27 protein-coding genes are annotated in these 26,366 nt (G+C 61.8%); 23 read left to right on the top strand and 4 right to left on the bottom strand.

The features are described from left to right. Window positions 1-4: 4 nt before the first annotated feature. Genes mepA through HA46_RS05265 form a run of 4 tightly spaced genes read left to right on the top strand, consistent with a single transcriptional unit; the run spans window position 5 to window position 2,545 of the window. A complete protein-coding gene (mepA, locus tag HA46_RS05280; protein WP_084882553.1) occupies window positions 5-829 on the top strand; it encodes a penicillin-insensitive murein endopeptidase in 825 nt (274 codons plus the stop codon). 9 nt (window positions 830-838) lie between these two features. Beyond that, window positions 839-1,636 carry a sulfite exporter TauE/SafE family protein gene (locus HA46_RS05275; protein ID WP_084882550.1) on the top strand — a complete coding sequence of 266 codons (798 nt, stop codon included), beginning with the start codon at window positions 839-841 and terminating at the stop codon, window positions 1,634-1,636. A gap of 50 nt (window positions 1,637-1,686) precedes the next feature. Next, a complete protein-coding gene (locus HA46_RS05270; RefSeq protein WP_033791672.1) occupies window positions 1,687-2,232 on the top strand; it encodes an elongation factor P hydroxylase in 546 nt (181 codons plus the stop codon). Window positions 2,233-2,263: 31 nt separating this feature from the next. Further along, complete coding sequence (locus HA46_RS05265; RefSeq protein WP_033791671.1) at window positions 2,264-2,545, top strand: YfcL family protein; 282 nt, start codon at window positions 2,264-2,266, stop codon at window positions 2,543-2,545. Between the two features lie 32 nt (window positions 2,546-2,577). Here the strand turns inward: HA46_RS05265 and mnmC are convergent, their stop codons facing one another. Beyond that, window positions 2,578-4,590 carry a bifunctional tRNA (5-methylaminomethyl-2-thiouridine)(34)-methyltransferase MnmC2/FAD-dependent 5-carboxymethylaminomethyl-2-thiouridine(34) oxidoreductase MnmC1 gene (mnmC, locus tag HA46_RS05260; RefSeq protein WP_084882546.1) on the bottom strand — a complete coding sequence of 671 codons (2,013 nt, stop codon included), beginning with the start codon at window positions 4,588-4,590 and terminating at the stop codon, window positions 2,578-2,580. A 156-nt stretch (window positions 4,591-4,746) separates the two neighbouring features. Between mnmC and fabB the strand changes: the two genes are divergently transcribed. Next, window positions 4,747-5,967 carry a beta-ketoacyl-ACP synthase I gene (gene fabB / locus HA46_RS05255; RefSeq protein ID WP_033750590.1) on the top strand — a complete coding sequence of 407 codons (1,221 nt, stop codon included), beginning with the start codon at window positions 4,747-4,749 and terminating at the stop codon, window positions 5,965-5,967. 97 nt (window positions 5,968-6,064) lie between these two features. Continuing rightward, complete coding sequence (locus HA46_RS05250; RefSeq protein ID WP_084882542.1) at window positions 6,065-7,240, top strand: arabinose transporter; 1,176 nt, start codon at window positions 6,065-6,067, stop codon at window positions 7,238-7,240. Between the two features lie 17 nt (window positions 7,241-7,257). On the opposite strand, the gene flk is transcribed toward HA46_RS05250, so the two are convergent. Together flk and HA46_RS05240 are read right to left on the bottom strand one after the other, a co-directional pair. After that, a complete protein-coding gene (gene flk / locus HA46_RS05245; protein ID WP_084882536.1) occupies window positions 7,258-8,289 on the bottom strand; it encodes a flagella biosynthesis regulator Flk in 1,032 nt (343 codons plus the stop codon). Window positions 8,290-8,388: 99 nt separating this feature from the next. Next, window positions 8,389-9,285 (bottom strand): DMT family transporter, encoded by an 897-nt coding sequence (locus HA46_RS05240; protein WP_084882533.1) that lies wholly within the window; start codon window positions 9,283-9,285, stop codon window positions 8,389-8,391. Between the two features lie 94 nt (window positions 9,286-9,379). Here HA46_RS05240 and HA46_RS05235 point away from each other — a divergent pair, with 94 nt between their 5' ends. From HA46_RS05235 to hisP, 15 genes are all read left to right on the top strand, one after another. Further along, complete coding sequence (locus tag HA46_RS05235) at window positions 9,380-10,159, top strand: AraC family transcriptional regulator (protein WP_084882530.1); 780 nt, start codon at window positions 9,380-9,382, stop codon at window positions 10,157-10,159. A 58-nt stretch (window positions 10,160-10,217) separates the two neighbouring features. Beyond that, on the top strand, window positions 10,218-11,351 hold the full coding sequence (pdxB, locus tag HA46_RS05230; protein ID WP_033791664.1) for a 4-phosphoerythronate dehydrogenase PdxB: 1,134 nt from the start codon (window positions 10,218-10,220) through the stop codon (window positions 11,349-11,351). A gap of 104 nt (window positions 11,352-11,455) precedes the next feature. Continuing rightward, window positions 11,456-12,466 carry an aspartate-semialdehyde dehydrogenase gene (locus HA46_RS05225; RefSeq protein WP_033791663.1) on the top strand — a complete coding sequence of 337 codons (1,011 nt, stop codon included), beginning with the start codon at window positions 11,456-11,458 and terminating at the stop codon, window positions 12,464-12,466. After that, window positions 12,466-13,269: a tRNA pseudouridine(38-40) synthase TruA gene (truA, locus tag HA46_RS05220; RefSeq protein WP_084882526.1), complete on the top strand. Its 804-nt coding sequence runs from the start codon at window positions 12,466-12,468 to the stop codon at window positions 13,267-13,269. The genes HA46_RS05225 and truA overlap by 1 nt, the downstream gene beginning before the upstream one ends. A gap of 26 nt (window positions 13,270-13,295) precedes the next feature. Beyond that, window positions 13,296-13,958: a DedA family protein gene (locus HA46_RS05215; protein WP_084882521.1), complete on the top strand. Its 663-nt coding sequence runs from the start codon at window positions 13,296-13,298 to the stop codon at window positions 13,956-13,958. Window positions 13,959-14,108: 150 nt separating this feature from the next. After that, the gene (gene accD, locus HA46_RS05210; RefSeq protein WP_033791660.1) at window positions 14,109-15,020 is read left to right on the top strand and encodes an acetyl-CoA carboxylase, carboxyltransferase subunit beta; all 912 of its coding nucleotides are present in this window, start codon (window positions 14,109-14,111) and stop codon (window positions 15,018-15,020) included. An 86-nt stretch (window positions 15,021-15,106) separates the two neighbouring features. After that, window positions 15,107-16,381: a bifunctional tetrahydrofolate synthase/dihydrofolate synthase gene (gene folC, locus HA46_RS05205; protein ID WP_084882513.1), complete on the top strand. Its 1,275-nt coding sequence runs from the start codon at window positions 15,107-15,109 to the stop codon at window positions 16,379-16,381. Further along, the gene (gene dedD, locus HA46_RS05200) at window positions 16,371-17,165 is read left to right on the top strand and encodes a cell division protein DedD (protein ID WP_084882509.1); all 795 of its coding nucleotides are present in this window, start codon (window positions 16,371-16,373) and stop codon (window positions 17,163-17,165) included. Before folC ends, dedD begins: the two co-directional genes overlap by 11 nt. A 252-nt stretch (window positions 17,166-17,417) precedes the next feature. Further along, on the top strand, window positions 17,418-17,903 hold the full coding sequence (cvpA, locus tag HA46_RS05195) for a colicin V production protein (RefSeq protein WP_021509181.1): 486 nt from the start codon (window positions 17,418-17,420) through the stop codon (window positions 17,901-17,903). 36 nt (window positions 17,904-17,939) lie between these two features. Continuing rightward, window positions 17,940-19,457 carry an amidophosphoribosyltransferase gene (gene purF, locus HA46_RS05190; RefSeq protein WP_033750546.1) on the top strand — a complete coding sequence of 506 codons (1,518 nt, stop codon included), beginning with the start codon at window positions 17,940-17,942 and terminating at the stop codon, window positions 19,455-19,457. 112 nt (window positions 19,458-19,569) lie between these two features. Further along, window positions 19,570-20,139: a UbiX family flavin prenyltransferase gene (locus HA46_RS05185; protein WP_033750543.1), complete on the top strand. Its 570-nt coding sequence runs from the start codon at window positions 19,570-19,572 to the stop codon at window positions 20,137-20,139. 268 nt (window positions 20,140-20,407) lie between these two features. Then, complete coding sequence (gene argT, locus HA46_RS05180) at window positions 20,408-21,190, top strand: lysine/arginine/ornithine ABC transporter substrate-binding protein ArgT (protein ID WP_033791657.1); 783 nt, start codon at window positions 20,408-20,410, stop codon at window positions 21,188-21,190. A 127-nt stretch (window positions 21,191-21,317) separates the two neighbouring features. Continuing rightward, window positions 21,318-22,004: a histidine ABC transporter permease HisQ gene (locus HA46_RS05175; protein ID WP_033791656.1), complete on the top strand. Its 687-nt coding sequence runs from the start codon at window positions 21,318-21,320 to the stop codon at window positions 22,002-22,004. Then, window positions 22,001-22,717, top strand: a complete 717-nt coding sequence (locus HA46_RS05170) for an ABC transporter permease (RefSeq protein ID WP_033791655.1) — start codon at window positions 22,001-22,003, stop codon at window positions 22,715-22,717. The genes HA46_RS05175 and HA46_RS05170 overlap by 4 nt, the downstream gene beginning before the upstream one ends. Window positions 22,718-22,725: 8 nt before the next feature. After that, window positions 22,726-23,493, top strand: coding sequence for a histidine ABC transporter ATP-binding protein HisP (hisP, locus tag HA46_RS05165; RefSeq protein WP_084882505.1), 768 nt, complete (start codon window positions 22,726-22,728; stop codon window positions 23,491-23,493). A gap of 89 nt (window positions 23,494-23,582) precedes the next feature. Here hisP and HA46_RS05160 read toward each other — a convergent pair whose 3' ends face one another. After that, on the bottom strand, window positions 23,583-24,530 hold the full coding sequence (locus HA46_RS05160) for a sugar-binding transcriptional regulator (RefSeq protein WP_033791654.1): 948 nt from the start codon (window positions 24,528-24,530) through the stop codon (window positions 23,583-23,585). Window positions 24,531-24,726: 196 nt separating this feature from the next. On the opposite strand from HA46_RS05160, the gene dalD reads away from it, so the two are divergent. Together dalD and HA46_RS05150 are read left to right on the top strand one after the other, a co-directional pair. After that, window positions 24,727-26,109, top strand: coding sequence for a D-arabinitol 4-dehydrogenase (gene dalD, locus HA46_RS05155; protein WP_084882501.1), 1,383 nt, complete (start codon window positions 24,727-24,729; stop codon window positions 26,107-26,109). Between the two features lie 12 nt (window positions 26,110-26,121). Beyond that, window positions 26,122-26,366, top strand: a 245-nt coding sequence (locus tag HA46_RS05150) for an FGGY family carbohydrate kinase (RefSeq protein WP_244277506.1), incomplete at its 3' end; no start/stop codon positions are given.

Here is a 26,366-nt window from a genome sequence, read left to right as displayed (position 1 = left end):
CGCGATGAAATCACTGCTTATTCTCATGTCGGCGCTGCTCTTCAGCGCCTCAGGGCTGGCCGCGACGCCGTGGCAGCGTATTCAGCAGCCGATCCCGGGCAGCGCGCAGTCTATTGGCTCTTTCGCCAACGGCTGCATCGTCGGCGCACAGGCGCTGCCGCTCAATGCACCCGATTATCAGGTGATGCGCCAGGATCAGCGGCGCTATTTCGGCCATCCCGATCTCATTCTGTTTATTCAGCGTCTCAGCGCCCAGGTGCATAACCTGCAGCTGGGCAACGTGCTGATTGGCGATATGGGCATGGCGGCGGGCGGGCGCTTCAGCAGCGGACACGCCAGCCATCAGACCGGGCTCGACGTCGATATCTGGCTGCAGCTGCCGAAAACCCGCTGGAGCGCGCAGCAGCTGCTGAAGCCGCAGCCGCTCGATCTGGTGACGGCGGATGACAAAAGCGTGGTGGCGCGCCACTGGCGGCCGGAGATCGACAGCCTGATTAAGCTGGCGGCGAAAGATAACGATGTCACGCGTATCTTCGTCAATCCGGCGATTAAAAAGCAGCTTTGCGCCGACGCAGGCGCAGATCGCGACTGGCTGCGCAAGGTGCGCCCGTGGTTCGCGCATCGCGCCCATATGCATGTGCGTCTGCGCTGCCCGGCTAACAGCATCGGCTGTGAAGATCAGCCTGCACCGCCGCCGGGCGACGGCTGCGGCGCCGAGCTGGAGAGCTGGTTCCTGCCGAAGAAACCCGGCAGCGGCGCGCCGGTGAAGCGGGAGCCGCCGCCGCTGCCGCAGGCGTGTCAGGCGCTGCTGGATAAACATCTTTTATAAGGGATTTCCATGGAGTGGTTCGTCGTCAGCCCGATAGTGGTCGGGGTACTGTTTCTGGTCGCCGTGCTGGCGGCCTTTATCGACTCTATCGCCGGCGGCGGCGGGCTGCTTACCGTGCCCGCGCTGCTGGCGGCCGGTTTCTCGCCCGCGCAGGCGCTGGCAACCAATAAGCTGCAGTCCGTGGGCGGCTCGTTCTCCGCCAGCCTCTATTTCATCCGCCGCGGCGCGGTGAATCTGCGCGAGCAGCGGCTCAATATCGCCATGACCTTTATCGGCGCGGTGCTGGGCACCATCCTGATCCAGCACCTGAACGCCGATGCGTTGCGCCAGGTGCTGCCGCTGCTGCTGATCGCCATCGGCCTGTGGTTTCTGCTGATGCCGCGCCTCGGCGAAGAAGATCGCGCGCGTCGCCTTTACGGGCTGCCGTATGCGCTGGTGGGCGGCGGCTGCGTCGGCTTTTACGACGGCTTCTTCGGCCCGGGCGCCGGATCCTTCTACGCGCTCGCTTTTGTCACGCTCTGCGGCTTTAACCTCGCCAAAGCCACCGCGCATGCCAAAATTCTGAATTTCACCTCGAATTTCGCCAGCCTGCTGTTCTTTATGTTCGGCGGCAAAGTGATTTGGGGAACCGGCTTTATTATGCTGCTCGGCGCCTTCTGCGGCGCACGGCTTGGGGCGAGGCTGGTGCTGAGCCGCGGACAGAAACTGATCCGCCCGATGGTGGTGATCGTTTCTGCGGTAATGAGCGCGAAGCTGCTGTGGGACGCTCACGGCAGCGCGCTGCTGGCGTGGATCGCCACGCTGTAATACATTCATTCTCGGCGCCGCGATAATGACGCCGATTTTACGATGACACCATGAACACGACGCACCATTACGAACAACTGATCGCGATTTTCGATAGCTGCTTTCGCGACGAGTTTCAGACCCGTCTAATTAAAGGCGACGACGAACCCATCTATCTTCCGGCAGACGAGAGTTCGCCGTGGCATCGCGTGGTGTTCGCCCACGGCTTTTACGCCAGCGCGCTGCACGAGATTTCTCACTGGTGCATCGCCGGCGAGGCGCGGCGCAAGCTGGTGGATTTCGGCTACTGGTACTGTCCGGATGGCCGCGACGCTCAGACGCAAAATCAGTTCGAGTCTGTGGAGATTAAGCCGCAGGCGCTGGAGTGGATGTTCTGCGTTGCGGCGGGCTTCCCGTTCAACGTCAGCTGTGACAATCTCGATGGAGATTGTGAGCCGGATCGCGTCGCGTTTCAGCGCAAGGTCCATGCTCAGGTCATGTCTTATCTGGATAACGGCATTCCTGCGCGGCCCGCGCGTTTTATCGCCGCTCTGGCGGACTTTTATGGCACGCCTGCACTGACGTCAGCACAGTTTCCCTGGCCAGACGATCTGTGATGAGTGCAGACATTATTAAAGAGGAATTGAGATGATCGCAGAATTTGAAGCGCGTATTCTGGCCCTGATTGACGATATGGTCGATCACGCCAGCGATGACGAGCTGTTTGCCAGCGGCTATCTGCGCGGTCACCTGACCCTCGCGGTCGCGGAAATCGAACAGTCGGGCGACCACACGCCGGAAGCGCTGCAGGTCCAGGTCGCCAACAGCCTGCAAAACGCCATTGCCGCCGGCGAGCTCTCGCCGCGCGACCAGGTGCTGGTGGTGGGCATGTGGGACAATCTGTTCCAGCAGGCGCGTCAGACCGCCTGATCCAGCGGGGCGGCCCTGTTGCCGCCCCGGTGCTATTTCCCCGCTTTTTTCCCTTTCAGCAGCTTTCTTACCCAGTAGCGGTTCGGGTTGAGCGCGGCCAGCGTCTCGCTATCCAGCGGCTGCGGTTCGCCGCTCATTTGAGCCGCCAGCGCTTCGGCGGCGAGCGGCGCGCTGCACAGCCCGCGCGAACCGAGCGCGCCCAGCACGAACAGACCTGCGTGATGCGGTGCCTCGGCGACAGCTTCGCCGCGCGCGCGCTGGCCGGCGAGATCCTGATAGCATGCCAGCGTTGCCTCATAGTCGGGCAGCGCGCCCGCCATCGGCAAATGGTCGCGCGTGGCGCAGCGCACGCCGATGCGCGCCTCGCCCGCGCTGACGTCCACTTTTTCCGCCCAGCGGCGGCCCGGCAGCGAGTGGAGCAGCCGCGCGCGATTCTGCTGTTGATCCTCTTCGCGCCAGGCGGTGGAGGTATCGCCGCGATGATAGCTGGCGCCGATGCAGTGCGTGCCGAACTGTGGGCTTACTGGCGTGAGATAGCCGTCGTAGCAGAGCACGGTTTGCAGCGCATCAAGGCCGGGCGTGCTGGGCACGTGGCTCACCTGACCGGAAACCGCGTAGGTCGGCAGCTGCGCGCTTTGCGGCAGGGCGCTGAGCGCATGGCCGGTCGCCAGCGCCACGTTTTGATGCGTCGCTGCTTTGCCGTTGTCGAAGTGCAGCGTCCAGCTCTGTTCTGCCGGGGCGAGCTGCGTCAGGCGATGCAGCCAGTGGATGCGCAATCCTTGCGTTTCACCGTGCGCCAGCAGGCCGGCGGTGAGTTCAGCGGGCGAAAGCCAGCCGCCGTGCGGATAGAAAATGCCGCCGACGCCGAGATCGACCTGCGCCAGCGCCTCTGCCTCTTCAGGCGTAACGCCGTGCGCGATCGCCGCCGGCAGCGCCATCGCCAGCATCTGCGCGATTTTGTCGGCGCTTTTCTCATCCCAGCCGAGCTGAAGTACGCCGCTCCAGCAGTGCTCATAGCTCACCGGCGCCGCGTCATAGAGCCGGCGCGCAAAGCTAAAGGCGGCAGGAAAGAAGCGCGCCAGCGCCGGATCGTGCTGGTTAAGCAGCGGATAGAGCGCGCCCTGGCGGTTGCCCGACGCGCCCAGCGCGGCAGCCTCGTCGGCGCAGTAGAGCGTGACGCGCCAGCCGCGGCGCAGCAGGGCGAGCGCCAGCACCGCGCTCGCCACGCCTCCGCCGATAATCGCCGTCTCTTTTTCCCGCGCGGAAGGGCGCGCGAACCAGGGCTGCGCGGCAGGCAGATCCGGTGCGTGCGTCAGGGTGCCGCACAGCATCTCGCGCTTAGGGCCGAAGCCTTTGCGGCGTTTGACCTCAAAACCTGCCTCCTGCAGTCCGCGACGCACGAAACCGGCGGCGGTGAAGGTGGCGAAGGTGCCGCCGGGCCGGGCCAGCTTCGCCATGGCGTCGAAGAGGCGCGGCGTCCACATGTCGGGATTTTTCGACGGCGCGAAACCGTCGAGAAACCAGGCGTCTACCTGGCGGTGCAGGCTGTCATCAAAAGTCTCTATAAGGGTATTAATATCGCCGAGCCAGAGATCGAGCGTTACGCGTCCGCCGTCGAACAGCAGACGCTGGCAGCCGGGCAGGGCGACCGGCCACTGCCGCTGAAGCTGCTCGGCCCAGGGGCGAAGCGTCGGCCAGCGCTGATGGGCCGCCGCTAAGTCGGCCTGCGTCAGGGGAAATTTTTCAACGCTGATAAAGTGCAGCCGCCGCAGCGCGGCGTCGGGATGGCTCTGCTGGAAGGCGTCGAACGCCTGCCACAGCATAAGAAAATTAAGCCCGGTGCCGAAGCCGCTCTCCGCCGCGATAAAGAGATCGCGCGGATGACGCGCGAAGCGATCGGGCAGATCGTTGCCGCCGAGAAACACGTAGCGCGTCTCTTCCAGACCGTTGTCATTGGAAAAATAGACGTCGTCAAAGGCTCGGGAAACAGGTGTACCCTGTTCATTCCAGCTTAGCTGGGCATGTTCGACCGGGGATAATTTCACGGCAAAGGCTCATTTTTCAGGCAGTGGCGCGATTTTAGCGACCCGTATCACATGACGCAAATTTACAAAAGGAAATGGCTGATCGGACTTGTTCGGCGTACAAGTGTAAGCTAGAGTGCACGTCAATCCAAAAAGAAGTGGAATGAGGACAACTGAATGAAACGTGCAGTGATTACTGGCCTGGGGATTGTTTCCAGCATTGGTAATAACCAGCAGGAAGTGCTCGCTTCTCTGCGTGAAGGCCGTTCCGGCATTACCTTCTCTCAGGAGATGAAGGATTCCGGCATGCGTAGTCACGTCTGGGGTAACGTCAAACTGGATACCACCGGCCTTATCGATCGCAAAATTGTGCGTTTTATGAGTGATGCGTCCATTTATGCCTACCTCTCCATGGAAGAAGCGATCAAAGATTCCGGTCTGACCGACGAACAGTATCAGAGCAACCCGCGCGTGGGTCTGATCGCTGGCTCCGGCGGCGGTTCACCGCGCTTCCAGGTGTTCGGCGCTGACGCGATGCGCAGCCCGCGCGGCCTGAAAGCAGTCGGCCCCTACGTTGTGACCAAAGCGATGGCGTCCGGCGTTTCTGCCTGTCTTGCCACGCCGTTTAAAATTCACGGCGTAAACTACTCTATCAGCTCCGCCTGTGCGACCTCCGCGCACTGTATCGGCAACGCGGTTGAGCAGATCCAGCTGGGCAAACAGGACATCGTCTTTGCTGGCGGCGGCGAAGAGCTGTGCTGGGAAATGGCGTGCGAGTTCGACGCCATGGGCGCGCTCTCTACCAAATACAACGACGCGCCGGAAAAAGCGTCCCGCACCTATGACAGCGAGCGTGACGGCTTTGTTATCGCCGGCGGCGGCGGCATGGTGGTCGTGGAAGAGCTGGAGCACGCGCTGGCGCGCGGCGCGCACATCTATGCTGAGATCGTCGGCTACGGCGCGACCTCTGACGGCGCGGACATGGTAGCGCCATCGGGCGAAGGCGCGGTGCGCTGCATGAAGATGGCGATGCACGGCGTGGATACGCCGATCGACTATCTCAACAGCCACGGCACCTCCACGCCGGTAGGCGACGTGAAAGAGCTGGGCGCTATCCGTGAAGTTTTCGGCGACAACACGCCAGCTATCTCCGCCACCAAAGCGATGACCGGCCACTCGCTGGGCGCGGCGGGCGTACAGGAAGCGATCTACACCCTGCTGATGCTGGAGCACGGCTTTATCGCGCCGAGCATCAACATCGAAACGCCGGACCCGGCGGCGGAAGGCATGAATATCGTCACTAAACCGACGGAAAAAGCGCTGACCACCGTGATGTCCAACAGCTTCGGCTTCGGCGGCACCAACGCCACCCTGACGATGCGTAAGTTTCAGGCGTAATTGCTAAAAATGTTTTATAAAGGGCCGGTCTGACCGGCCCTTTTTCTTTTTGTGGACCGGGTGCAGACGCGTTTGACATCAGGGAGCTACGTCCGTTATGACCACTACTGCAACAGAACCGCAGGCCGCCTCTACCTTGCCGCTGGCCTGCTCCTCGCTGGCCGTCTTTATTACCTATCTGACCGCCGGGCTGGCGCTGCCGGTTATTCCGCTCTATGTGCATCAGGAGCTGGGCATGAATAACGTGATGGTCGGCGTCGCGGTGGGCATGCAGTTTTTCGCCACCCTGCTGACGCGCGGCTTTGCCGGTCGCCGCGCCGATCGGCACGGGGCGAAGCGCACCACCCAGCAGGGGATGCTGGCGATCGTGCTGGTGGGCGTCGCCTACCTCGCCGCCGCGCTGCTGCCGGCTCCGGCGCTGATTAAATTCGCGCTGCTGGCGCTGGGGCGTCTGCTGCTCGGCTTCGGCGAAAGCCTGTTGCTTACCGGCAACCTGACGTGGGGGCTGGGGCTGGTGGGCGCGAAGCGATCCGGCCTGGTCATGTCGTGGAACGGCATGGCGATCTACGGCGCGCTGGCGGCCGGCGCGCCGCTCGGTCTGCTGCTGCATCAGCACGGCGGCTTCGCGCTGCTGAGCGCGGTGGCCGCGGCGCTGCCGCTGGTGGCGCTGGCGCTCAACAGCGGCATCCGGCCGGTGCCGGCTGTGGGCGGCGAGCGGCCTTCGCTGGTCAGCGTGATCCGCACTATTTTCCAGCCGGGCCTCGCGCTGGCCCTGCAGGGCGTCGGCTTTGCCGTGATCGGCACCTTCACCTCGCTCTACTTCGCCGCGCAGCAGTGGGGCAACGCGGGCTTTACCCTGACGGCGTTCGGCATCGCCTTTGTGCTGGTGCGTCTGCTGTTCGGCGGCACGCCGGATCGGCACGGCGGCATCCGCGTCGCGCTGATTTCGCTGCTGGTGGAGGCGGCAGGTCTGCTGCTGTTAGCCTTCGCCACCGAAGGCTGGATAGCGCTTATCGGCGCGGCGCTGACCGGCTGCGGCTGTTCGCTTATTTTCCCGGCGCTGGGCGTGGAGGTGGTGAAACGTGTTTCGCCGCAGGTGCGCGGCACGGCGCTGGGCGGGTTCTCCGCCTTTCAGGATGTCGCCTATGGCGCCAGCGGGCCGGTGGCCGGATTGTTGGCGACCGCGCTTGGCTACGGCTCCGTCTATGTGGCCGGCGCCTGCTGCGCGCTGCTGGGCATCTTCATTACGTGGCGTTTTTCCCGCCGCGCCTGAAGCGCGCGGCGGCTCACTCAGATCACCAGCCAGAGCAGCAAGAAGAGGACCATCAGCGCCGCGGCGATGCCCAGCATCGGGCGCTGCGCCAGCGGCTGGGGCAGCGCGGCGATAAAAGGCGCCCAGATTGGCTGCGGACGCAGCGCGCTGGCGGCCAGCGGCTGTTCCTGATGCCTTTCGGCGCGGCGCGCGAAAAGATGGTTGAGCAGATCCTGAGTCTGCGCCTGCGTCAGCATCGTCTGCGGCGTCGCCTGGAAGCGCTGCAGGCTGTAATCCTCCAGCTGCTGGCGTTCGCTGCTGTCGAGCGGCTGCTTCAGCGAGGCCTCGAGCACCTGCAGAGTAGGCGCGCTGTGCTGGCTCAGCGTCTGACGCACCTGCAAATATTGCGTCAAAAGCGGGAAATGGCGCGACGGAATGGGATCGCCGCTGGTGAGGTTGGCCAGCTTAAGCGCCGAAGCCCAGATCTTGCCGGTGGACTCGCCGGTCGCGGCGGCCAGTCGGGCGATCTGCTGATTCAGCGTCTGGTGCTCGGCGGGCAGCAGGGTGCGGTCGGTGGTACGCGACTGCTGCGGCTGCGGGATCGCCATCTGGCCGTTCTGCAGCATGGTCAGCACCTGACGCAGCTGATCCTGCGACAGGGAACTCAGCACCGTCTGGCCGAACTGCTGACGAATAAAATCGCTTACCGCCTGACGGTTATTGCCCTGCGGTAACAGGTCGGTGAGCTGGGTCAGCAGCTGGCGCGTGGCGCGTCCGGTCTCCGCCTGCGTCAGACGGCTATTGAGATACTGCTCCGCCGCCGGAAAATGGCGCGACTGCAGCTCCGCCTCGCTTTTTACCCCCACTTCGCGCTGCACGCCCGCCCAGAGTTCAGGCGCTTTTAGGGTGCTGAAGGAGATAATGCGCACGATCAGGCGTTCCAGCGTGGTGCGCTGGGCCGGCGAGAGTGGCTGATCGCCAGGCGTCGCGCCGGGACGGGACGCGCCGGTTGACGGCGTGACAGTGGAACGATCGCCCATCGGCGCACCGGGGCCGCTAAGAGGTTGCATGGCGGAATCCTTGAAACAAGACAGCGTGGGGTGCGCCGGAAAAAAGATGCGCCATGATAGCAAAAGCCCCCGGGAAATCCCACGGGGGCCTGTGTTTATTCAGCCGGGCGTCGGCGCCGCCTTAGGACGCCTGAGCGGAGTCTTCAGGCGCTGCGCGAGGATCACACCCACCAGCGTCATGGCGCCGCCGATCCAGTGACAGGCGCGCAGCTGTTCATGCAGAAACAGCACCGCGATCACGGCGGTAAAGGCCGGAACGAAATTCATAAAAATGCTGGTGGTGCTGGCGCCCAGACGCTGCACGCCGAGGATCCATAAAAAGGGCGCGATAATCGAGGCGAACAGCCCGGCGAACAGCACCAGCGGAATATTGCGCGTATTCAGCGCGACGTCGGGGGCGTGCAGGAAGCCGGGCAGCAGCAGCAGTACGCCGAAAAAGACCTGCACGTAGAGGCTCTGCCAGGTTGGCAGCGGGATCGCCCAGCGTTTGGTCAGCACGCCGTAGAGCGCGTAGGAGGTAGAGGCGGCCAGCATCATCAGTTCGCCGCTGCCGAGACGCTGGTGCAGCAGCTGGGCGGGATGGCCTTCGCTCACCAGCCACACCAGCCCCGCGAAAGAGAGCACGCCGCCGATAAGAATGCCGCGCGTTGGCGCCAGCCGCAGCACCACCAGACTCAGCAGAATGGTGAGCAGCGGAATGGTGGCGCCCAGAATGCCCATCATCACCGCCGAGACGCTGTGCGCCGCGTAGTAGGCCATGCTTTGATAGAGCACCATGCCGAGCAGGCCGAGGATCAGCAGGCGTCCCAGGCTGGCGCGGATGGCATGGCGATGCCGCCACGCGCCCGGCAGCGCGAAAGGCGTGAGCACCATCAGCGCCAGCAGCCAGCGGTAAAACGAAATAGCGGCGGGATCGATGCTGCCGGCAGAGAGCTTGCTGACGATGGTATTCACCGACCAGATCAGCACCGCCAGCAGCGGAAAAAGTAAGTTCATGGTCTTCTCCTGCGGATGTAGGCGGCTAGTTTACTTTTGACCGCTTTTAAGGAGATAGTAAAAAACAGACAAAAAACCTTGCTGACCGGACAGAATGAATTTACAGGTTGAATACCAGCCGCCCGAGGATGCGCTGCGGCTTCGCTATTTTATGCGCTATGAACAAACCAACGCGAAAACCGAATATCTCCCGCACGCCCACGAATGGGGACAGGTGATCTTCGTGACGCGTCACGTGCTGGAGATGAACGTCGAGGGCGAACGGCTGCTGACGCCCGCCAGCATCCCCATCTGGATCCCGCCGCGACAGCGGCACGCCAGCTACAACCATCAGCAGGCGCAGTTCCGCACCTTCAATCTCGCCGCCGAGCTGTGCGACGGCCTGCCGCAGCAGGCGTGCCTGCTGAACGTCGACGCCATCGTGCATGCGATTATGGACGAGTTCGCGCGCCTCGGCCTCGAACAGCCAGCGCGCGCGGAGCAGTGGCGGCTGTGCGAGGTGCTGCGCGATCGGCTGCGGCTGGCGCCGGTGCAGGAGAGCTATTTGCCGGGCTCTCAGGATAAGTTTCTCGCGCCGGTGCTGCACGCGCTGGAGGCGCATCCCGGCGACAACACCACGCTGGCGGAATGGGCGGCGCGGGTCTTTACCACCGAGCGCACCCTGGCGCGCCGCTGTCGTCAGGAGCTGCACATGTCTTTCGGCGAATGGCGGCAGCGGCTGCGTTTTCTGCATGCCGTCGCGCAGCTGGGGCAGGGCAAAAGCGTGCAGGCGATTGCGCACGATCTCGGCTATAGCTCGGCGTCGGCGCTGATCGTCATGTTCCAGCAGCAGGCGGGCACCACGCCGGATCGCTACCGCGCACGCCTGGGTTAACAGGCGCGTTTGTGCCACAATAACGCATCTCAATAACGCAACCAGCAGGAAAGCCGTGGTGAAGATTCTTGTCGATGAAAATATGCCCTATGCGCGTGAACTGTTCAGCCGTACCGGCAAGGTGCTGGCGGTGCCGGGTCGTCCGCTGCCGCAGCAGGAACTGGATGATGCCGACGGCCTGATGGTGCGCTCGGTGACGCAGGTCAATGAAGCGCTGCTGGCGGGCAAGCCGGTGAAGTTCGTCGGCACCGCCACGGCGGGTACCGACCATATTGATGAAGCCTGGCTGCGCCAGGCGGGCGTCGCGTTCTCCGCCGCGCCGGGCTGTAACGCTATCGCGGTGGTGGAGTATGTCTTCTCCGCGCTGCTGATGCTGGCGGAGCGCGACGGCTTTGCGCTCCGCGACCGTACCGTCGGCATCGTCGGCGTCGGCAACGTCGGCGGCCGGCTGCAAAAACGGCTGGAAGCCTGGGGCGTGAAAACCCTGCTGTGCGATCCGCCGCGCGCCGATCGCGGCGACGCAGGCGACTTCCGCTCGCTCGACGCGCTGGTGGCGGAGGCGGATATCCTGACCTTCCATACGCCGCTGTTCAAAGAGGGTCCCTATAAAAGCTGGCATCTCGCCGATGCGGCCCTGCTGATGGCGCTGAAGCCCAACGCTATTCTGATCAACGCCTGCCGTGGGCCAGTGGTGGATAACGCCGCGCTGCTGGAGGTGCTGAAGATGCGCAACGATCTCAGCGTGGTGCTCGACGTCTGGGAGCCGGAACCGGCGCTGTCGCTCGATTTGCTGGATCGCGTGGATATCGGCACCGCCCATATCGCCGGCTATACGCTGGAGGGGAAAGCGCGCGGCACCACCCAGGTATTCGAAGCCTGGTGCGACTTCCTCGGCCAGCCGCAGCAGGTGCCGCTCAGCGAGCTGCTGCCGACGCCGGAATTCAGCAGCGTCACGCTCAACGGCCCGCTCGATCAGGCAACGCTGAAACGTCTGGCGCATCTGGTGTATGATGTGCGCCGCGACGACGCGCCGCTGCGTAAAGTGGCGGCGAAACCAGGCGAATTCGACCGCCTGCGCAAAACCTATCAGGAGCGCCGGGAGTGGTCATCGCTGGAGGTGATCTGCAACGATGCGGAAAGCGCCAGCCTGTTGAACGCCCTGGGTTTTTGCGCGCGTCTCAACAACAGCTAAATTAATCTTCTCGCCGCGCCGGACGCGGCGGGGGATAATTCCGAAACCTGGGCGGTGAATATCACCGCCTTCTGTTTTTATGTCATTGTCTGGAGTAAACCAACATGTCTGACGGCTGGAATATTGCGCTACTTGGCGCGACAGGCGCAGTAGGGAACGCTGTACTGGAGCTGCTGGCGGAACGCCAGTTCCCGGTTGGTGAATTGTATCTGCTGGCGAGCGAAAACAGCGCCGGCGAGACGCTGCGTTTTGAGGGACGCTCGCTGCGCGTCGAAAACGCGGCCGATTTCGACTGGTCGCAGGCGCAGCTGGCCTTTTTCGTCGCCGGACGCGACGCCTCGGCGCGCTATGCCGACGAGGCCGCCAGCGCCGGTTGTCTGGTGATCGACAGCAGCGACTGCTTCGCGCTGTCGCCGGACGTGCCGCTGGTGGTGCCGGACGTCAACCCGCAGGTGCTGGCGGACTACCGCAACCGCAATCTGGTGAGCGTCGCCGACAGCCTGACCAGTCAGCTGCTCAGCGCCATCAAGCCGCTGGTTGACGCGGCGGGCCTGGGCCGTTTGCAGGTCACTAACCTGCTCTCCGTCTCCAGCCACGGCAAAAGCGCGGTCGACGGCCTGGCGGGCGAGAGCGCGCGACTGCTTAACGGCGTGCCGGCGGAAGAGCACTTTTTCGGCCGCCAGCTGGCGTTTAACCTGCTGCCGCAGCTGGCCGACGCGGAGGGCAGCGTCGCCAGCGAGCGGCGTCTGGTCGAGCAGGTGCGTAAGGTGCTGCAGGACGACGGGCTGCCGATAGCGGTCACCAGCGTGCAGGCGCCGGTCTTTTACGGCAACGCGCAGATCGTGCACCTGGAGAGCCTGCGTCCGCTGTCGGCGGACGAGGCGCGCGCCGAGCTGGCGCAGGCGGTCGATATCAATCTGAGCGACGAGGAGAGCTATCCGACGCAGGTCGGCGACGCCTCCGGCAACGAACAGCTCAGCATCGGCTGCGTGCGTAACGACTACGGCATCCCCGAACTGCTGCAGTTCTGGTCGGTGGCGGACAATATCCGCTTCGGCGGCGCGCTGATGGCGGTGAAAACGGCTGAGAAGCTGGTGCAGGAGTATCTCTGGTAATGTCGGAAGGTCAGACCTATAAGCTGGCGCTGGGCGTCGAGTATGACGGCAGCCGCTACTACGGCTGGCAGCGTCAGCAGGAAGTGCGCAGCGTGCAGGAGAAGCTGGAAAAAGCGCTGTCGAAGGTGGCGAACCATGAGGTGAACGTGTTCTGCGCCGGGCGCACCGACGCCGGCGTGCACGGCACCGGTCAGGTGGTGCACTTCGAAACCACGTCGCAGCGCGCCGACGGCGCCTGGACGCTGGGCGTTAACGCCAACCTGCCGGAGGATATCGCGGTGCGCTGGGTAAAAGCGGTGCCGGACGAATTCCACGCGCGCTTCAGCGCGACGGCGCGGCGCTACCGCTACCTGATTTACAACCAGCGGCTGCGCCCGGCGATCCTGGGACGCGGCGTCACGCATTTTTATCATCCGCTGGATGCCGAGAAGATGCACCGCGCCGGACAGTGCCTGCTGGGCGAAAACGACTTTACCTCGTTCCGCGCCGTGCAGTGCCAGTCGCGCACGCCGTGGCGCAACGTGATGCACCTGAACGTTACGCGGCAGGGGGCGTTCGTTATCGTCGATATCAAGGCCAACGCCTTTGTGCATCACATGGTGCGTAATATCGTCGGCAGCCTGATGGAGATCGGCTGCGGCAACCAGCCGGAGGAGTGGATGGCGACGCTGCTGGCGGCGAAAGATCGCACCCTGGCGGCGGCGACGGCCAGAGCGGAAGGGCTCTATTTAGTGGCGGTGGATTATCCGTCGCATTTTGCGTTACCCGAACCGCCAATGGGACCCTTGTTCCTGGTGGATTAATTAGCAGGTCATTTCAGAGAGGCGTTATGGAGTTCGTCCATTTTTTGGTTGATTTTATTCTGCATATTGATGTGCATCTGGCCGAGCTGGTTGCGCAGTACGGCATCTGGATTTACGCCATTCTGTTCCTGATCCTGTTTTGCGAAACCGGCCTGGTGGTAACGCCTTTCCTGCCTGGCGACTCGCTGCTGTTCGTGGCGGGCGCGCTGGCGGCGCTGCCGGGCAACGACCTCAATGTCCACCTGATGGCGGCGCTGCTGGTCGTGGCCGCCGTGCTGGGCGACGCGGTGAACTACACCATCGGCCGTCTGTTCGGCGAGCGTCTGTTCAGCAACCCGAACTCGCGCATCTTCCGCCGCAGCTATCTCGATAAAACCCATGCGTTTTACGATCGCCACGGCGGCAAGACCATCATCCTGGCGCGTTTCGTGCCGATTGTGCGCACCTTTGCGCCTTTCGTCGCCGGCATGGGGCATATGTCCTATCGCCATTTCGCCCTGTTTAACGTCGCCGGCGCGCTGGCGTGGGTGCTGCTGTTCTCCTACGCGGGCTATCTGTTCGGCGACCTGCCGGTGGTGCAGGAGAACCTTAAGCTGCTGATCGTGGGGATCATTGTGGTGTCGGTACTGCCCGGCGTCATTGAAGTGTGGCGTCACCGCCGCCAGGCGAAACAGAGCAAACAGCCGTAACGGGTTCGGTCGCGCCGCGGTTAGACCAGATTTTTATCCACAGTCGGAATGGGTTGTGGTTTAATGAGCGACATTTCATGTCTGCTGAAGCGGTTTTCAGCGGCAAATAAGATGACTGGACCAGGTCAGTTTTAAACAAAAAGGTCTTCAATGAGCTGGATTGAACGCATTCTTAATAAAAGCAACGTTACGCCTGCACGCCGTGCCAGCATCCCGGAAGGGGTCTGGACCAAGTGCGACAGCTGCGGTCAGGTTCTGTACCGCGCCGAGCTGGAGCGTAATCTTGAGGTCTGCCCGAAGTGCGACCATCACATGCGCATGCACGCCCGCGAGCGCCTCAACAGCCTGCTCGATCAGGGCACGCAGACCGAGCTGGGCAGCGAGCTGGAGCCGAAGGATATCCTGAAATTCCGCGACTCCAAGAAGTATAAGGATCGCCTTGCCGCTGCGCAGAAAGAGACGGAAGAAAAAGACGCGCTGATCGTGATGAAAGGTCAGCTGCACGGCATGCCGGTTGTGGCCGCCGCGTTCGAGTTCGCCTTTATGGGCGGCTCGATGGGTTCGGTGGTCGGCGCGCGCTTCGTGCGTGCGGTCGAGCAGGCGCTGGAAGACAACTGTCCGCTGATCTGCTTCTCCGCCAGCGGCGGCGCGCGTATGCAGGAAGCGCTAATGTCGCTGATGCAGATGGCGAAAACCAGCGCCGCGCTGGCCAAAATGCAGGAGCGCGGTCTGCCCTATATTTCGGTGCTGACCGACCCGACCATGGGCGGCGTTTCCGCCAGCTTCGCGATGCTGGGCGACCTTAACGTCGCTGAGCCGAAGGCGCTTATCGGCTTCGCCGGTCCGCGCGTTATCGAGCAGACCGTGCGCGAAAAACTGCCGCCGGGCTTCCAGCGCAGCGAGTTCCTGATTGAGAAGGGCGCGATCGATATGATCATTCGCCGCCCGGAAATGCGTTATAAACTGGCGAGCCTGCTGGCGAAGATGATGAATCTTCCCGCGCCGCTGCACGATGGCGAACCGACCGCGCCTGCGGAAGAGCCGGAAAGCAACGAGGCCTGACAGGAGAGAGAGGCGCGCGCGCCGCGCCTTTCACCAATGCACCGTCGAACCGGCTGAACCGGGTCAAAATCTGTTAAACGGGACATATGGACACTCTTCACCTTCCTCAAGCCACGTCGCCTTTGGCCACGTGGCTTTACTATCTTGAGCATCTGCACACGCAGACCATCGAGCTGGGCCTGGATCGCATTCGCTGCGTCGCGCAGCGCCTCGACCTGTTAAAACCCGCGCCTTTCGTCTTCACCGTCGCCGGCACCAACGGCAAAGGCACCACCTGCCGTACGCTCGAAACGCTGCTGATAGCGGCGGGCTACCGCGTCGGCGTCTACAGCTCGCCGCATCTGGTGCGCTATACCGAACGCGTGCGCGTGCAGGGCGAAGAGCTTGACGCCGCGCTGCATACCGCGAGCTTTGCGAAAATCGAAGCGGGACGCGGCGACGTTTCCCTGACCTATTTTGAATTCGGCACGCTCTCCGCGCTGAACCTGTTTCAACAGGCGCAGCTCGACGTGGCGATCCTCGAAGTCGGGTTGGGCGGCCGTCTGGACGCCACCAATATCGTCGACGCCGACGTGGCGGTGGTGACCAGCATCGCGCTGGACCATACCGACTGGCTCGGCCCCGATCGTGAAAGCATCGGCCGCGAGAAAGCGGGGGTGTTTCGCGGCGGCAAGCCTGCGGTGGTCGGCGAGCCGGATATGCCCGCCAGCATCGCCGCCGTCGCGGCGGAGAAGGGCGCGCAGCTGCTGCGGCGCGACCGCGACTGGCGCTATAGCCAGCAGCCGGAAAGCTGGGCTTACCGCGACGCGCAGGGCGAGCTGAACGATCTGCCGCTGCCGCAGGTGCCGCTGCCCAACGCGGCCACGGCGCTGGCGGCGCTGCGCGCCTCCGGCCTTAAGGTCAGCGAAGCGATTATCCGCCATACCCTGCCGCTGGCGATCCTGCCTGGCCGTTTTCAGACGGTAAGCGAATCGCCGCGCGTTATCCTCGATGTGGCGCATAACCCTCATGCGGCGAGCTATCTGGCGTCGCGTCTGGCGCAGCTGCCGAAACAGGGCCGGGTGCACGCGGTAGTGGGGATGCTGCATGACAAAGATATCGACGGCACCCTGGCGGCGCTGGCGCCGCAAATCGATCGCTGGTACTGCGCGCCGCTTGACGGACCGCGCGGCGCTACCGCCGATGAGCTGATGGCGCATCTGCCTCGCGACGCGGCCACCGCCTTTGCCGACGTGGAGAGCGCCTGGCAGGCGGCGCGCGGCCAGGCCGACGCGCAGGACATCGTGCTGGTATGTGGATCTTTCCATACCGTGGCGCAGGTCATGGAATCGACAGAGACGGAGAAAGGTCGTGGCAAGTAAGTTTCAGAACCGCCTGGTCGGCACCATTATTCTGGTGGCGGTCGGCGTGATTGTGCTGCCGGGCCTGCTGGACGGCAAAAAGAAGCATTATAAAGAGGAGTTCGCGGCGATTCCGCTGGTGCCGAAACCGGACGATCAGCAGGATAGCGAGATGGTGCCGCCGGTGACGCAGCCGCTGCCGTCGCAGCCGCCGCAGGGCGCGGGCAGCGCGGTCAGCAGCAGCAACAGCGCCGCCGGCAATCCTGTCGCCGAGCAGGGCAACGCCGCGCCGCAAAGCGAAAGCGAACCCAGCGTGGTGACGCCGCCGCCGGTGCATCAGAATACGCCGGCGAAACCGCGTCAGGCTGAGCAGCCGAAAACCCGGCCGACCGAATCGTCGAAAGCGAAACCGGTCGAGCAGCCGAAAGCGCAGCCGAAACCGGCCGAGCAGCCGAAGACGGTTGAGTCAAAGCCGGTAGAATCTAAGCCGGTGGAAACCAGGCAGAGCGAACCCGCGAAGACGGTGGAAACGCCGAAGGCCGCAGAGCAGAGCGCGCCTGCCGGTCAGGCTTACGTGGTGCAGCTCGGCGCGTTGAAAAACGCGGCGAAGGTGAGCGAAATCGTGGCGAAGCTGCGTCTGTCGGGCTATCGCGCCTTTACCGTGCCGTCGACGCCGGTGCAGGGACAAATCACCCGTATCTATGTCGGCCCGGACGCCTCAAAAGCCAAACTGCAAAGCTCGCTTTCAGAGCTGCAAAGCGTTTCCGGCCTCGGCGGGGTGGTTAAGCCCTACAGCGCGCGCTAAGGCATCGATTGGCGCCGCCTATGGCATAAAAAGGCGGCGCCGCACGCAGTGTTAAAGCCACGCGGCGCAATATAAATAGTTAAGATTCAACCGTTTGAACAGTTGAATCTCCAGAGGGCGAGGAAAGTTTTTTTCATCGCCCTTTTTATGGAAGGTGAAAAGGAAAAGCGCTACGCAAACGTTTTCTTTTTCTGTTAGAATGCGCCCCGAACTGGATGCAGGGGTGCAGACGCACTGGCGCTGGAAGAGTTCATGATCTGGATTGATTACGTCATTATTGCGGTAGTTGGTTTTTCGGCTCTGGTCAGCCTGATTCGAGGGTTTGTCCGCGAAGCCTTATCTCTCGTTACCTGGGGATGCGCGTTTTTTGTCGCCAGTCATTACTACGCCTACCTTGCAGTCTGGTTTACAGGTTTTGACGACGAACTGGTGCGTAACGGCATCGCCATCGCGGTGCTGTTCGTCGCGACGCTGATTGTCGGCGCGATAGTCAACTATGTGATCGGCTCGCTGGTTGAAAAGACCGGCCTGTCGGGAACCGACAGGGTTTTGGGGGTCTGTTTCGGGGCGTTACGCGGCGTGCTGATCGTTAGCGCGATCCTTTTCTTCCTCGACACATTCACCGGCTTTTCCAAAAGTCCGGACTGGCAGCAGTCCCAGCTCATTCCCCAGTTCAGTTATATAATCAGATGGTTTTTTGACTACCTGAAAAGCACGTCGAGTTTTTTGCCCCGGTGACGCCACCGGGAGTGCGGCTAATGAGGAAATGACAACATGTGCGGTATTGTTGGTATCACCGGGTTTATGCCGGTCAACCAGTCGATCTATGATGCGTTAACGGTGCTGCAGCACCGCGGGCAGGACGCCGCAGGCATTTGTACTATCGATGCGCTGAAGTGCTTCCGTCTGCGTAAGGCGAACGGCCTCGTCAGCGATGTCTTTGAAGCTCGCCACATGCAGCGTCTGCAGGGCAATATGGGGATCGGCCACGTTCGCTACCCGACCGCAGGCAGCTCCAGCGCCTCTGAAGCGCAGCCGTTCTACGTTAACTCGCCGTACGGTATTACGCTGGCCCATAACGGCAACCTGACTAACGCGCATGACCTGCGCAAGCACCTGTTCGAAAAGGGCCGCCGTCACGTCAACACCACGTCAGACTCTGAAATCCTGCTGAATATCTTCGCGCAGGAGCTGGACCGTTTTCAGAACGACCCGCTGGAAGCGGATAACATTTTCGCAGCGGTGGCGGCGGTGCATCAGCAGGTGCGCGGCGCTTACGCCGTTGTCGCCATGATCATCGGCCACGGCATGGTCGCCTTCCGCGATCCCAACGGCATTCGTCCGCTGGTGCTGGGCAAGCGCGTGCTGCCTGACAGCCGCGTCGAGTATATGGTCGCTTCCGAGAGCGTGGCGCTCGATACGCTGGGCTTTGAGTTCCTGCGCGACGTCGCGCCGGGCGAAGGCGTCTATATCACCGAGCAGGGCCAGCTGTTTACGCGCCAGTGCGCCGAGAACCCGAAAAGCAACCCGTGCCTGTTCGAGTACGTCTACTTTGCGCGTCCCGATTCGTTCCTCGACAAGATCTCCGTCTACAGCGCGCGCGTGCGTATGGGCACCAAGCTGGGCGAGAAAATCGCTCGCGAGTGGGAAGACCTTGATATCGACGTGGTGATCCCGATCCCGGAAACCTCTACCGATATCGCGCTGGAGATCGCGCGCATTCTCGACAAGCCTTATCGCCAGGGCTTTGTGAAAAACCGCTACGTCGGCCGCACCTTTATCATGCCGGGCCAGCAGCTGCGCCGCAGCGCCGTTCGCCGCAAGCTCAACGCCAACCGCGCCGAGTTCCGCGACAAGAACGTGCTGCTGGTGGATGACTCTATCGTGCGCGGCACCACCTCCGAACAGATTATCGAGATGGCGCGCGAAGCGGGCGCGAAACGCGTTTATCTGGCGTCCGCCGCGCCGGAAATCCGTTTTCCGAACGTCTACGGCATCGATATGCCGAGCGCCACCGAGCTGATCGCGCACGGCCGTGAAGTAGATGAGATCTGCCAGCTGATTAAAGCCGACGCGCTGATCTTCCAGGATCTGGACGACCTGATCGAAGCGGTGCGCGAAGAGAACCCCGATATCGCCCAGTTCGAATGTTCAGTGTTCAACGGCGTCTACGTCACCAAAGATGTCGATCAGCAGTACCTGGAGTATCTCCAGTCGCTGCGCAACGACGACGCCAAAGCGCTGCAGCGTCAGAACGAAGTCGAGAACCTCGAGCTGCATAACGAAGGCTAAACGCGTTCTCTGCGATGACAGGAAAAGCACGGGGCGGAGAAATCCGCCCCGTTTGTTTTCCTGTTCTGGCCCGCGCTATCATAGCGTCTCTCTGAACCCGCAAGGAACACGCATGAAACGACTCATCATTGGCATCTCTGGCGCAAGCGGCGCGATCTACGGCGTGCGGCTGCTGCAGGTGCTGCAGCAGGTCAGCGAGGTGGAAACCCATCTGGTGATGAGTCCGGCGGCGCGGCAGACGCTCAGTCTGGAAACCGACTACACGCTGCGCGAAGTGCAGGCGCTGGCCGATGTGGTGCACGACGTGCGCGATATCGCCGCCAGCATCTCGTCGGGATCGTTCAAGACCCTTGGCATGGCCATCCTGCCATGCTCGATGAAAACCCTCTCCGGCATTGTGCACAGCTACAGCGACAGCCTGCTGACGCGCGCCGCCGATGTGGTGCTGAAAGAGCAGCGCAAGCTGGTGCTGGGCGTGCGCGAAACGCCGCTCCATATTGGTCATCTGCGCATGATGACCACCGCCGCCGAGCTGGGCGCGGTGATTATGCCGCCGGTGCCGGCCTTTTATCATCGCCCGCAGTCGATTATGGAGCTGGTGGATCAGACAGTTAACCGCGTCGTCGATCAGTTCGATATTACGCTGCCGCAGGATCTTTTTACGCGCTGGAACGGGGCATAACCGTCATATTTTGCACTATTCAGGTGCAAATGCGCGCTGGCGATCACTCTTCGTGCATTTGGTGCACCAAAAGTTAACAAGGTCGCTTTTTCTCTCTTACATCACTGATATATTCCCCTCACAAACCCGGCGGCAACGCCTTGCTGACGCGCTGCCGGGCGCGCGAATGGCTTGCATTGCTGGCATGAAATATGCAAGAAATATGTGGCTTAACAAGCGCAAACACATCACGCACCCATAACAAAAAGCACTTCACTGAGGGTAATCTATGAAAAAGCGAGTTCTGGCTCTTTCTCTCATGCTGGGCCTGACCAGCGCCGCCAGCGTTTTTGCCGCGGTGCCGTCGTCGATTCGCATTGGGACTGACCCGACTTACCCGCCGTTTGAATCGAAAAACGCGCAAGGACAGCTTGTTGGCTTTGATATCGATCTTGCCAACGAAATCTGTAAACGCATCAATACGAAGTGCACCTATGTGGAAAGCGATTTCGACGCGCTGATCCCGTCGCTGAAGGCCAAGAAGATCGACGCCATCATCTCCTCGCTCTCCATTACCGCCAAACGTCAGGAAGAGATCGCCTTCTCCGACAAACTCTATGCGGCGAACGCCCGCCTGGTGGCGCAGAAAGGCTCGCCGATTCAGCCGACCATCGAGTCGCTGAAGGGCAAAAACATCGGCCTGCTGCAGGGCACCACGCAAGAAACCTACGCTAACCAGAACTGGCGCCCTAAAGGCGTCAACGTGACGCCTTACGCGAACCAGGATCTGGTTTATCAGGATCTGAACGCGGGTCGTATCGACGCGGCGTTTCAGGATGAAGTGCAGGCGAGCGAAGGCTTCCTGAAGCAGCCAGTAGGCAAGAACTACGCCTTCGCCGGTCCGGCGGTGAAAGACGACAAGATTTTTGGCGTCGGCACCGGCATGGGACTGCGTAAAGACGATAGCGAGCTGAAGGCGGCCATCGACAAAGCGTTCGAGGCGATGCGCAAAGATGGCACCTACGACAAGATCGCGAAAAAGTATTTTGATTTCAATGTGTACGGTGACTAACCCTGTCGACCTTTACCTGATCCTCCTGCGTTGAGCCGCGCGGCGCAACGCGCAATCTGGTCAGGACTGCCCGCTGGCGCGCCCGCGGGCAGGACATTGATGTTTTCTCCACGACAGGATCGATTAAATGTTGTACGGCTATTCCGAGGTTATTCTCAAAGGCACCCTGGTGACGCTGGAGCTGGCGCTCAGCTCGGTGCTGCTGGCTGTTGTGCTCGGCCTGATTGGCGCGGGCGCGAAACTCTCCCGCAGTCGCCCGCTGGCGATGCTGTTTGAAGGCTATACCACGCTGATCCGCGGCGTGCCCGACCTGGTGCTGATGCTGCTGATTTTTTACGGCCTGCAGATCGCCCTTAACGCGCTGACCGACGCCATGGGCCTCGCCCAGTTCGATATCGACCCGATGGTGGCCGGTATTATTACGCTCGGCTTTATCTACGGCGCCTACTTTACCGAAACCTTTCGCGGCGCGTTTCTCGCCGTGCCGAAAGGGCAGATCGAAGCGGCAACCGCCTTCGGCTTTACCGGCTCGCAGGTTTTTCGCCGCATTCTGTTCCCCGGCATGATGCGCTACGCGCTGCCCGGCATCGGCAATAACTGGCAGGTGATCCTTAAAGCCACGGCGCTGGTGTCGCTGCTGGGGCTGGAGGATGTGGTAAAAGCGACGCAGCTGGCGGGTAAAAGCACCTGGCAGCCGTTCTACTTCGCCATCGTCGCCGGCGCCATCTATTTAATCTTTACCACGCTGTCCAACGGCGTGCTGTGGTGGCTGAATCGCCGCTATTCGGTCGGCGTAAAAAGGGCGGAGCTATGATCGATATTATTCAGGAGTACTGGAAATCCCTGCTCTGGACCGACGGCTATCGCTTTACCGGCGTCGCCATTACTCTGTGGCTGCTGATCCTGTCGGTGGCGATCGGCGGCTGCCTGGCGGTGCTGCTGGCTATCGCCCGCGTCTCGCCGAACCGTTTCGTCAGCACCCCGGTCTGGCTCTTTACCTACATCTTTCGCGGCACGCCGCTCTATGTGCAGCTGCTGGTGTTCTACTCCGGCATGTATACGCTGGAAGTGGTCAAAGGCTCGGAGCTGCTTAACGCCTTTTTCCGCAGCGGGCTGAACTGTACGCTGCTGGCCTTTACCCTTAATACCTGCGCCTATACCACGGAGATTTTCGCCGGGGCGATCCGCGCCGTGCCGCACGGCGAAATTGAGGCGGCGCGCGCCTATGGCTTCTCTACCTTTAAGCTCTACCGCTGCATTATCCTGCCGTCCGCGCTGCGTACCGCGCTGCCCGCCTACAGCAACGAGGTGATCCTGATGCTGCACTCCACGGCGCTCGCCTTTACCGCGACGGTGCCGGACCTGCTGAAGATCGCGCGCGATATTAACTCGGCGACCTATCAGCCCTTTACCGCGTTCGGCATCGCGGCGGTGCTCTATCTGATTATCTCTTATGTGTTGATTAGCCTGTTCCGTCTGGCGGAGCGCCGCTTCCTCGCACACATCAAACCTTCGTCATCGCATTGAGTAGAACTATGGCTGATAACAAGTTAAGCGTGACCGAACTGCATAAGCGTTACGGTGACCATGAAGTACTAAAAGGGGTCTCTTTACAGGCCGATGCAGGTGACGTGATCAGCATTATCGGATCGTCGGGATCGGGGAAAAGCACCTTCCTGCGCTGCATAAATTTCCTGGAGAAGCCGAGCGAAGGCACCATTTCCGTAACCAGCGAGCCGATCAACCTGGTGCGCGACACCGACGGTCAGCTCAGGGTGGCTAATAAAGAGCAGCTGCGTTCGCTGCGCACTCGACTCACCATGGTATTTCAGCACTTTAACCTGTGGAGCCATATGACGGTGCTGGAGAACGTGATGGAGGCGCCGATTCAGGTGCTGGGACTGAGCAAAGCGGACGCCCGCGCCGTCAACTATCTCAATAAGGTCGGCATCGACGAGCGCGCGCAGGCGAAATATCCGGTGCACCTTTCGGGCGGTCAGCAGCAGCGCGTCTCAATCGCGCGTGCGCTGGCGATGGAGCCGGAGGTGCTGCTGTTCGACGAACCGACCTCGGCGCTCGATCCTGAGCTGGTGGGCGAAGTGTTGCGTATCATGCAGAAGCTGGCGGAAGAGGGCAAAACCATGGTGGTGGTGACCCATGAGATGGAGTTCGCGCGCCACGTCTCCAGCCACGTGATCTTCCTGCATCAGGGCAAGATTGAAGAGGAAGGGCCGCCGGACGCGCTGTTCGGCAATCCGAAAAGCCCGCGGCTGCAGCAGTTTCTTAAAGGCTCGCTGAAATAGGCAACAGATTTGTAGCGGCGCGGTTCATTGCGCGTTGGCCAGCCATGCGGCGCTATGGTCCGCGCGATAAATCGCGCCGCGCTTTTTAATCACTCACGCAGCAACTTCAGCGCGGTGTCTTCATCGGTCACCAGCCCGGAAACCCAGCCCCCGTTTAGCGCGGCCTGAATTGCCGCGTATTTGCGCGCGCTGCCGGCAAATCCGATAATGTTGCGCTGCGTCTGGCTCTCCAGCAGCACGCTGGTCAGCAGCTCATCGGTTTCGCCGAAAACGCGTTCCCCTTGCTGATTGAAAAAGTGCCCCAGCATTTCGCCAGCCACGCCGCGCGCGTTGAGCGCCTTGACCTGCGCATCGGTAATAAACCCTTCGGCATTGAGCGGGCAGCCCGGCATCACTTCACCAATGCCGACAAACGCGACATCCGCCAGTAACGCACGCTGGGCTACGCGCTGGTACACCTGATGCTGAACCCACATGGCTTTGTCCTGCGGCGTATCCGCGTAAAGCGGTGCCGGAATGAAGAAATACTTGCCCTGCATTTTTTCCGCCATTTTCAGCGGCACGTCGTAGCGGGTGCCGGAATCGTCGCGCGCAATCGCGCCAATCATCGATACGCACTGATGCTGCGGGCGTTCAACCCAGGGTAGCGCATCAATGATTGAGCGCAGCGTTTTGCCGGAACCGATGCCAAATACCTGGGGTGTCTCTTCGTTAATAAACTGCGCCATCACCGCCGCGCCCTCTACGGCCAGCATTTGCTGAATCGCCGCATCATCCAGCCCGGCTGACGGCACCACGCGACACAGCGTCAGGCCAAACTTTTGCGCTATCTCGCGCGCCAGATGCAGGCAGTGGGTGACTGGGTGGTCAATCTTCACGCTAACCATCCCCATCTCACGCGCGCTTGAGATCAGCCGCTGCGCCACCTGGCGCGATAAGCCCAGCGCGCGCGCAATCTCCTGTTGCGTCAGGCCCGCCACGTAATACATCCAGGCTGCCCGTGCCGCCAGCTCCTGCTTCTTCTCTTCTCTGCTCATCGCATTGTTCCGTCAAAAACCGATACGCCAGTTTATCGCGTCTTGCATCTAAAGCGCTAACTGAGCAAAAGCCCTGAAAAAGAGCAAAAGTATTAATTGTGATGAATCTCTCAGAACGATCGCCCCGGCGGCGACTATGCTACGCCGTATCGGGCAAATGCCCTTAACTTTGGCAAATGTTTAATTCGAGGCGGCTATGACGACGAAATCAGTATGGATGCATATCGGTGCAGGCTCTTTTCACCGGGCGCATCAGGCGTGGTATCTGCATCAGCTGCGCCAGCAGGGCGACGACAGCTGGAGCATCGCGCTCGGCAACATCCGTGGCGACGCGGTAGCGCTACTTGACCAGCTTGAGGCGCAAAACGGCGAATATGTGCTGGAAACCGTCACGCCGGAGGGCGAGCGCGCGTATGAAACCATCACGTCGCTGCGCACCATTTTGCCGTGGGACGCGGAAATCAGCGCGCTGGTGGCGCAGGGCGCCAGCGCCCGCACCAAAGTCATTGGGTTTACCGTGACCGAAGCTGGCTACTATCTGACGCCCGGATATGAACTCGATCTCAGTCAGCCGGATATCCAGGCCGATCTTCGCGGTGAAGTCCGCACTATTTACGGCGCGCTGGCACGCATTCTGCGCCAGCGCGTGGCCAGCGGCGGCGCGCCGGTCACGCTGCTCAACTGCGATAATCTGCGCCACAACGGCGAACGTTTCCGCCACGGCCTGCTGGCGTTTCTAGCCGCGCAGGGCGACAGCGCGCTGGCCGGTTGGGTGCGTGATAACACCACCTCGCCCAATACGATGGTTGACCGCATCACGCCGCGTCCGACGCCGGATGTTGCCGAACGCGTCAAAGCGGCTACCGGCAAAGACGATGGCGCAGCGGTAATGGCGGAATCCTTTATCCAGTGGGTAATTGAGGATGATTTCATTGCCGGGCGCCCGGCGCTGGAGCAAGTGGGCGTGGAGCTGGTGACCTCGGTGCTGCCGTGGGAAGAGGCGAAAATACGCATTCTTAACGCCACGCACGCAGCCATAGCCTGGGCCGGCACACTGGCAGGGCATGATTACATTGATGACAGCACGCGCCAGCCTGCGATTTACCAGCTGGCTTATAACTACATCACCCAGGATGTGATTCCGTCGCTGTCACCCAGCCCGCTGGATTTGGCGGATTATCGCGACGTGGTGCTGGCACGCTTTAGCAATCCCTACATCAAAGATACCAACCAGCGCGTCGGTGCCGACGGGCTATCGAAAATCCCGGGCATGGTGACGCCCACGCTGCGCGAGTGCTATCAGCGCGGCGCAGAACCCACGGCCACCGCCATGCTGCCGGCGCTGTTTTACCTGTTTCTGCAACGCTGGGCCCGCGGTCAGCTGCCGTACGCTTATCAGGATGGCGTGCTCAAGGCCGACGCGCTGCGCCAGCAGCTGGCCGGTGAAAATGCGCTGCAGACGTTTCTCAGCGACACGTCGCTGTTTGCTGAACTGGCTGACGATCGCGCCTTTCATGCACTGGTGGCGCGCAGCGTAAACGCCATAGAGCAGCAGTTGCTGCAGCCAGCGACGGTGTAAGGAGCGCACATCATGTATCTCGGTATTGATATTGGTACCTCTGAACTCAAAGCGCTGATCCTGAACCCACAGGGCGAAATCGTGGCGTCGAATCACGTCACGCTCAGCGTGCAGCGCCCGCATCCGCACTGGGCGGAACAGGATCCCGAGCGCTGGTGGCAGGCCTGTGGCCATGCGATCGCCGGGCTGCGCCAGCAGGTACCGGAAATATGGGGCGCGATTCGCGCCATCGGTCTGTCGGGGCAGATGCACGGCGC

This window comes from Pantoea septica (genome assembly GCF_002095575.1).
Classification (GTDB): domain Bacteria; phylum Pseudomonadota; class Gammaproteobacteria; order Enterobacterales; family Enterobacteriaceae; genus Pantoea; species Pantoea septica.
Note: the sequence above shows the minus strand (reverse complement) of the source record. Positions and strands in the feature narration are given on the sequence as shown.

Bases quoted from the DNA above. Each gene is read 5' to 3' on its own strand.
- mepA (WP_084882553.1), top strand. From the start codon at position 5: ATGAAATCACTGCTTATTCTCATGTCGGCGCTGCTCTTCAGCGCCTCA.
- HA46_RS05275 (WP_084882550.1), top strand. From the start codon at position 839: ATGGAGTGGTTCGTCGTCAGCCCGATAGTGGTCGGGGTACTGTTTCTG.
- HA46_RS05270 (WP_033791672.1), top strand. From the start codon at position 1,687: ATGAACACGACGCACCATTACGAACAACTGATCGCGATTTTCGATAGC.
- HA46_RS05265 (WP_033791671.1), top strand. From the start codon at position 2,264: ATGATCGCAGAATTTGAAGCGCGTATTCTGGCCCTGATTGACGATATG.
- fabB (WP_033750590.1), top strand. From the start codon at position 4,747: ATGAAACGTGCAGTGATTACTGGCCTGGGGATTGTTTCCAGCATTGGT.
- HA46_RS05250 (WP_084882542.1), top strand. From the start codon at position 6,065: ATGACCACTACTGCAACAGAACCGCAGGCCGCCTCTACCTTGCCGCTG.
- flk (WP_084882536.1), bottom strand. From the start codon at position 8,289: ATGCAACCTCTTAGCGGCCCCGGTGCGCCGATGGGCGATCGTTCCACT.
- HA46_RS05240 (WP_084882533.1), bottom strand. From the start codon at position 9,285: ATGAACTTACTTTTTCCGCTGCTGGCGGTGCTGATCTGGTCGGTGAAT.
- HA46_RS05235 (WP_084882530.1), top strand. From the start codon at position 9,380: ATGAATTTACAGGTTGAATACCAGCCGCCCGAGGATGCGCTGCGGCTT.
- HA46_RS05225 (WP_033791663.1), top strand. From the start codon at position 11,456: ATGTCTGACGGCTGGAATATTGCGCTACTTGGCGCGACAGGCGCAGTA.
- truA (WP_084882526.1), top strand. From the start codon at position 12,466: ATGTCGGAAGGTCAGACCTATAAGCTGGCGCTGGGCGTCGAGTATGAC.
- HA46_RS05215 (WP_084882521.1), top strand. From the start codon at position 13,296: ATGGAGTTCGTCCATTTTTTGGTTGATTTTATTCTGCATATTGATGTG.
- accD (WP_033791660.1), top strand. From the start codon at position 14,109: ATGAGCTGGATTGAACGCATTCTTAATAAAAGCAACGTTACGCCTGCA.
- folC (WP_084882513.1), top strand. From the start codon at position 15,107: ATGGACACTCTTCACCTTCCTCAAGCCACGTCGCCTTTGGCCACGTGG.
- cvpA (WP_021509181.1), top strand. From the start codon at position 17,418: ATGATCTGGATTGATTACGTCATTATTGCGGTAGTTGGTTTTTCGGCT.
- purF (WP_033750546.1), top strand. From the start codon at position 17,940: ATGTGCGGTATTGTTGGTATCACCGGGTTTATGCCGGTCAACCAGTCG.
- HA46_RS05185 (WP_033750543.1), top strand. From the start codon at position 19,570: ATGAAACGACTCATCATTGGCATCTCTGGCGCAAGCGGCGCGATCTAC.
- argT (WP_033791657.1), top strand. From the start codon at position 20,408: ATGAAAAAGCGAGTTCTGGCTCTTTCTCTCATGCTGGGCCTGACCAGC.
- HA46_RS05175 (WP_033791656.1), top strand. From the start codon at position 21,318: ATGTTGTACGGCTATTCCGAGGTTATTCTCAAAGGCACCCTGGTGACG.
- HA46_RS05170 (WP_033791655.1), top strand. From the start codon at position 22,001: ATGATCGATATTATTCAGGAGTACTGGAAATCCCTGCTCTGGACCGAC.
- hisP (WP_084882505.1), top strand. From the start codon at position 22,726: ATGGCTGATAACAAGTTAAGCGTGACCGAACTGCATAAGCGTTACGGT.
- HA46_RS05160 (WP_033791654.1), bottom strand. From the start codon at position 24,530: ATGAGCAGAGAAGAGAAGAAGCAGGAGCTGGCGGCACGGGCAGCCTGG.
- dalD (WP_084882501.1), top strand. From the start codon at position 24,727: ATGACGACGAAATCAGTATGGATGCATATCGGTGCAGGCTCTTTTCAC.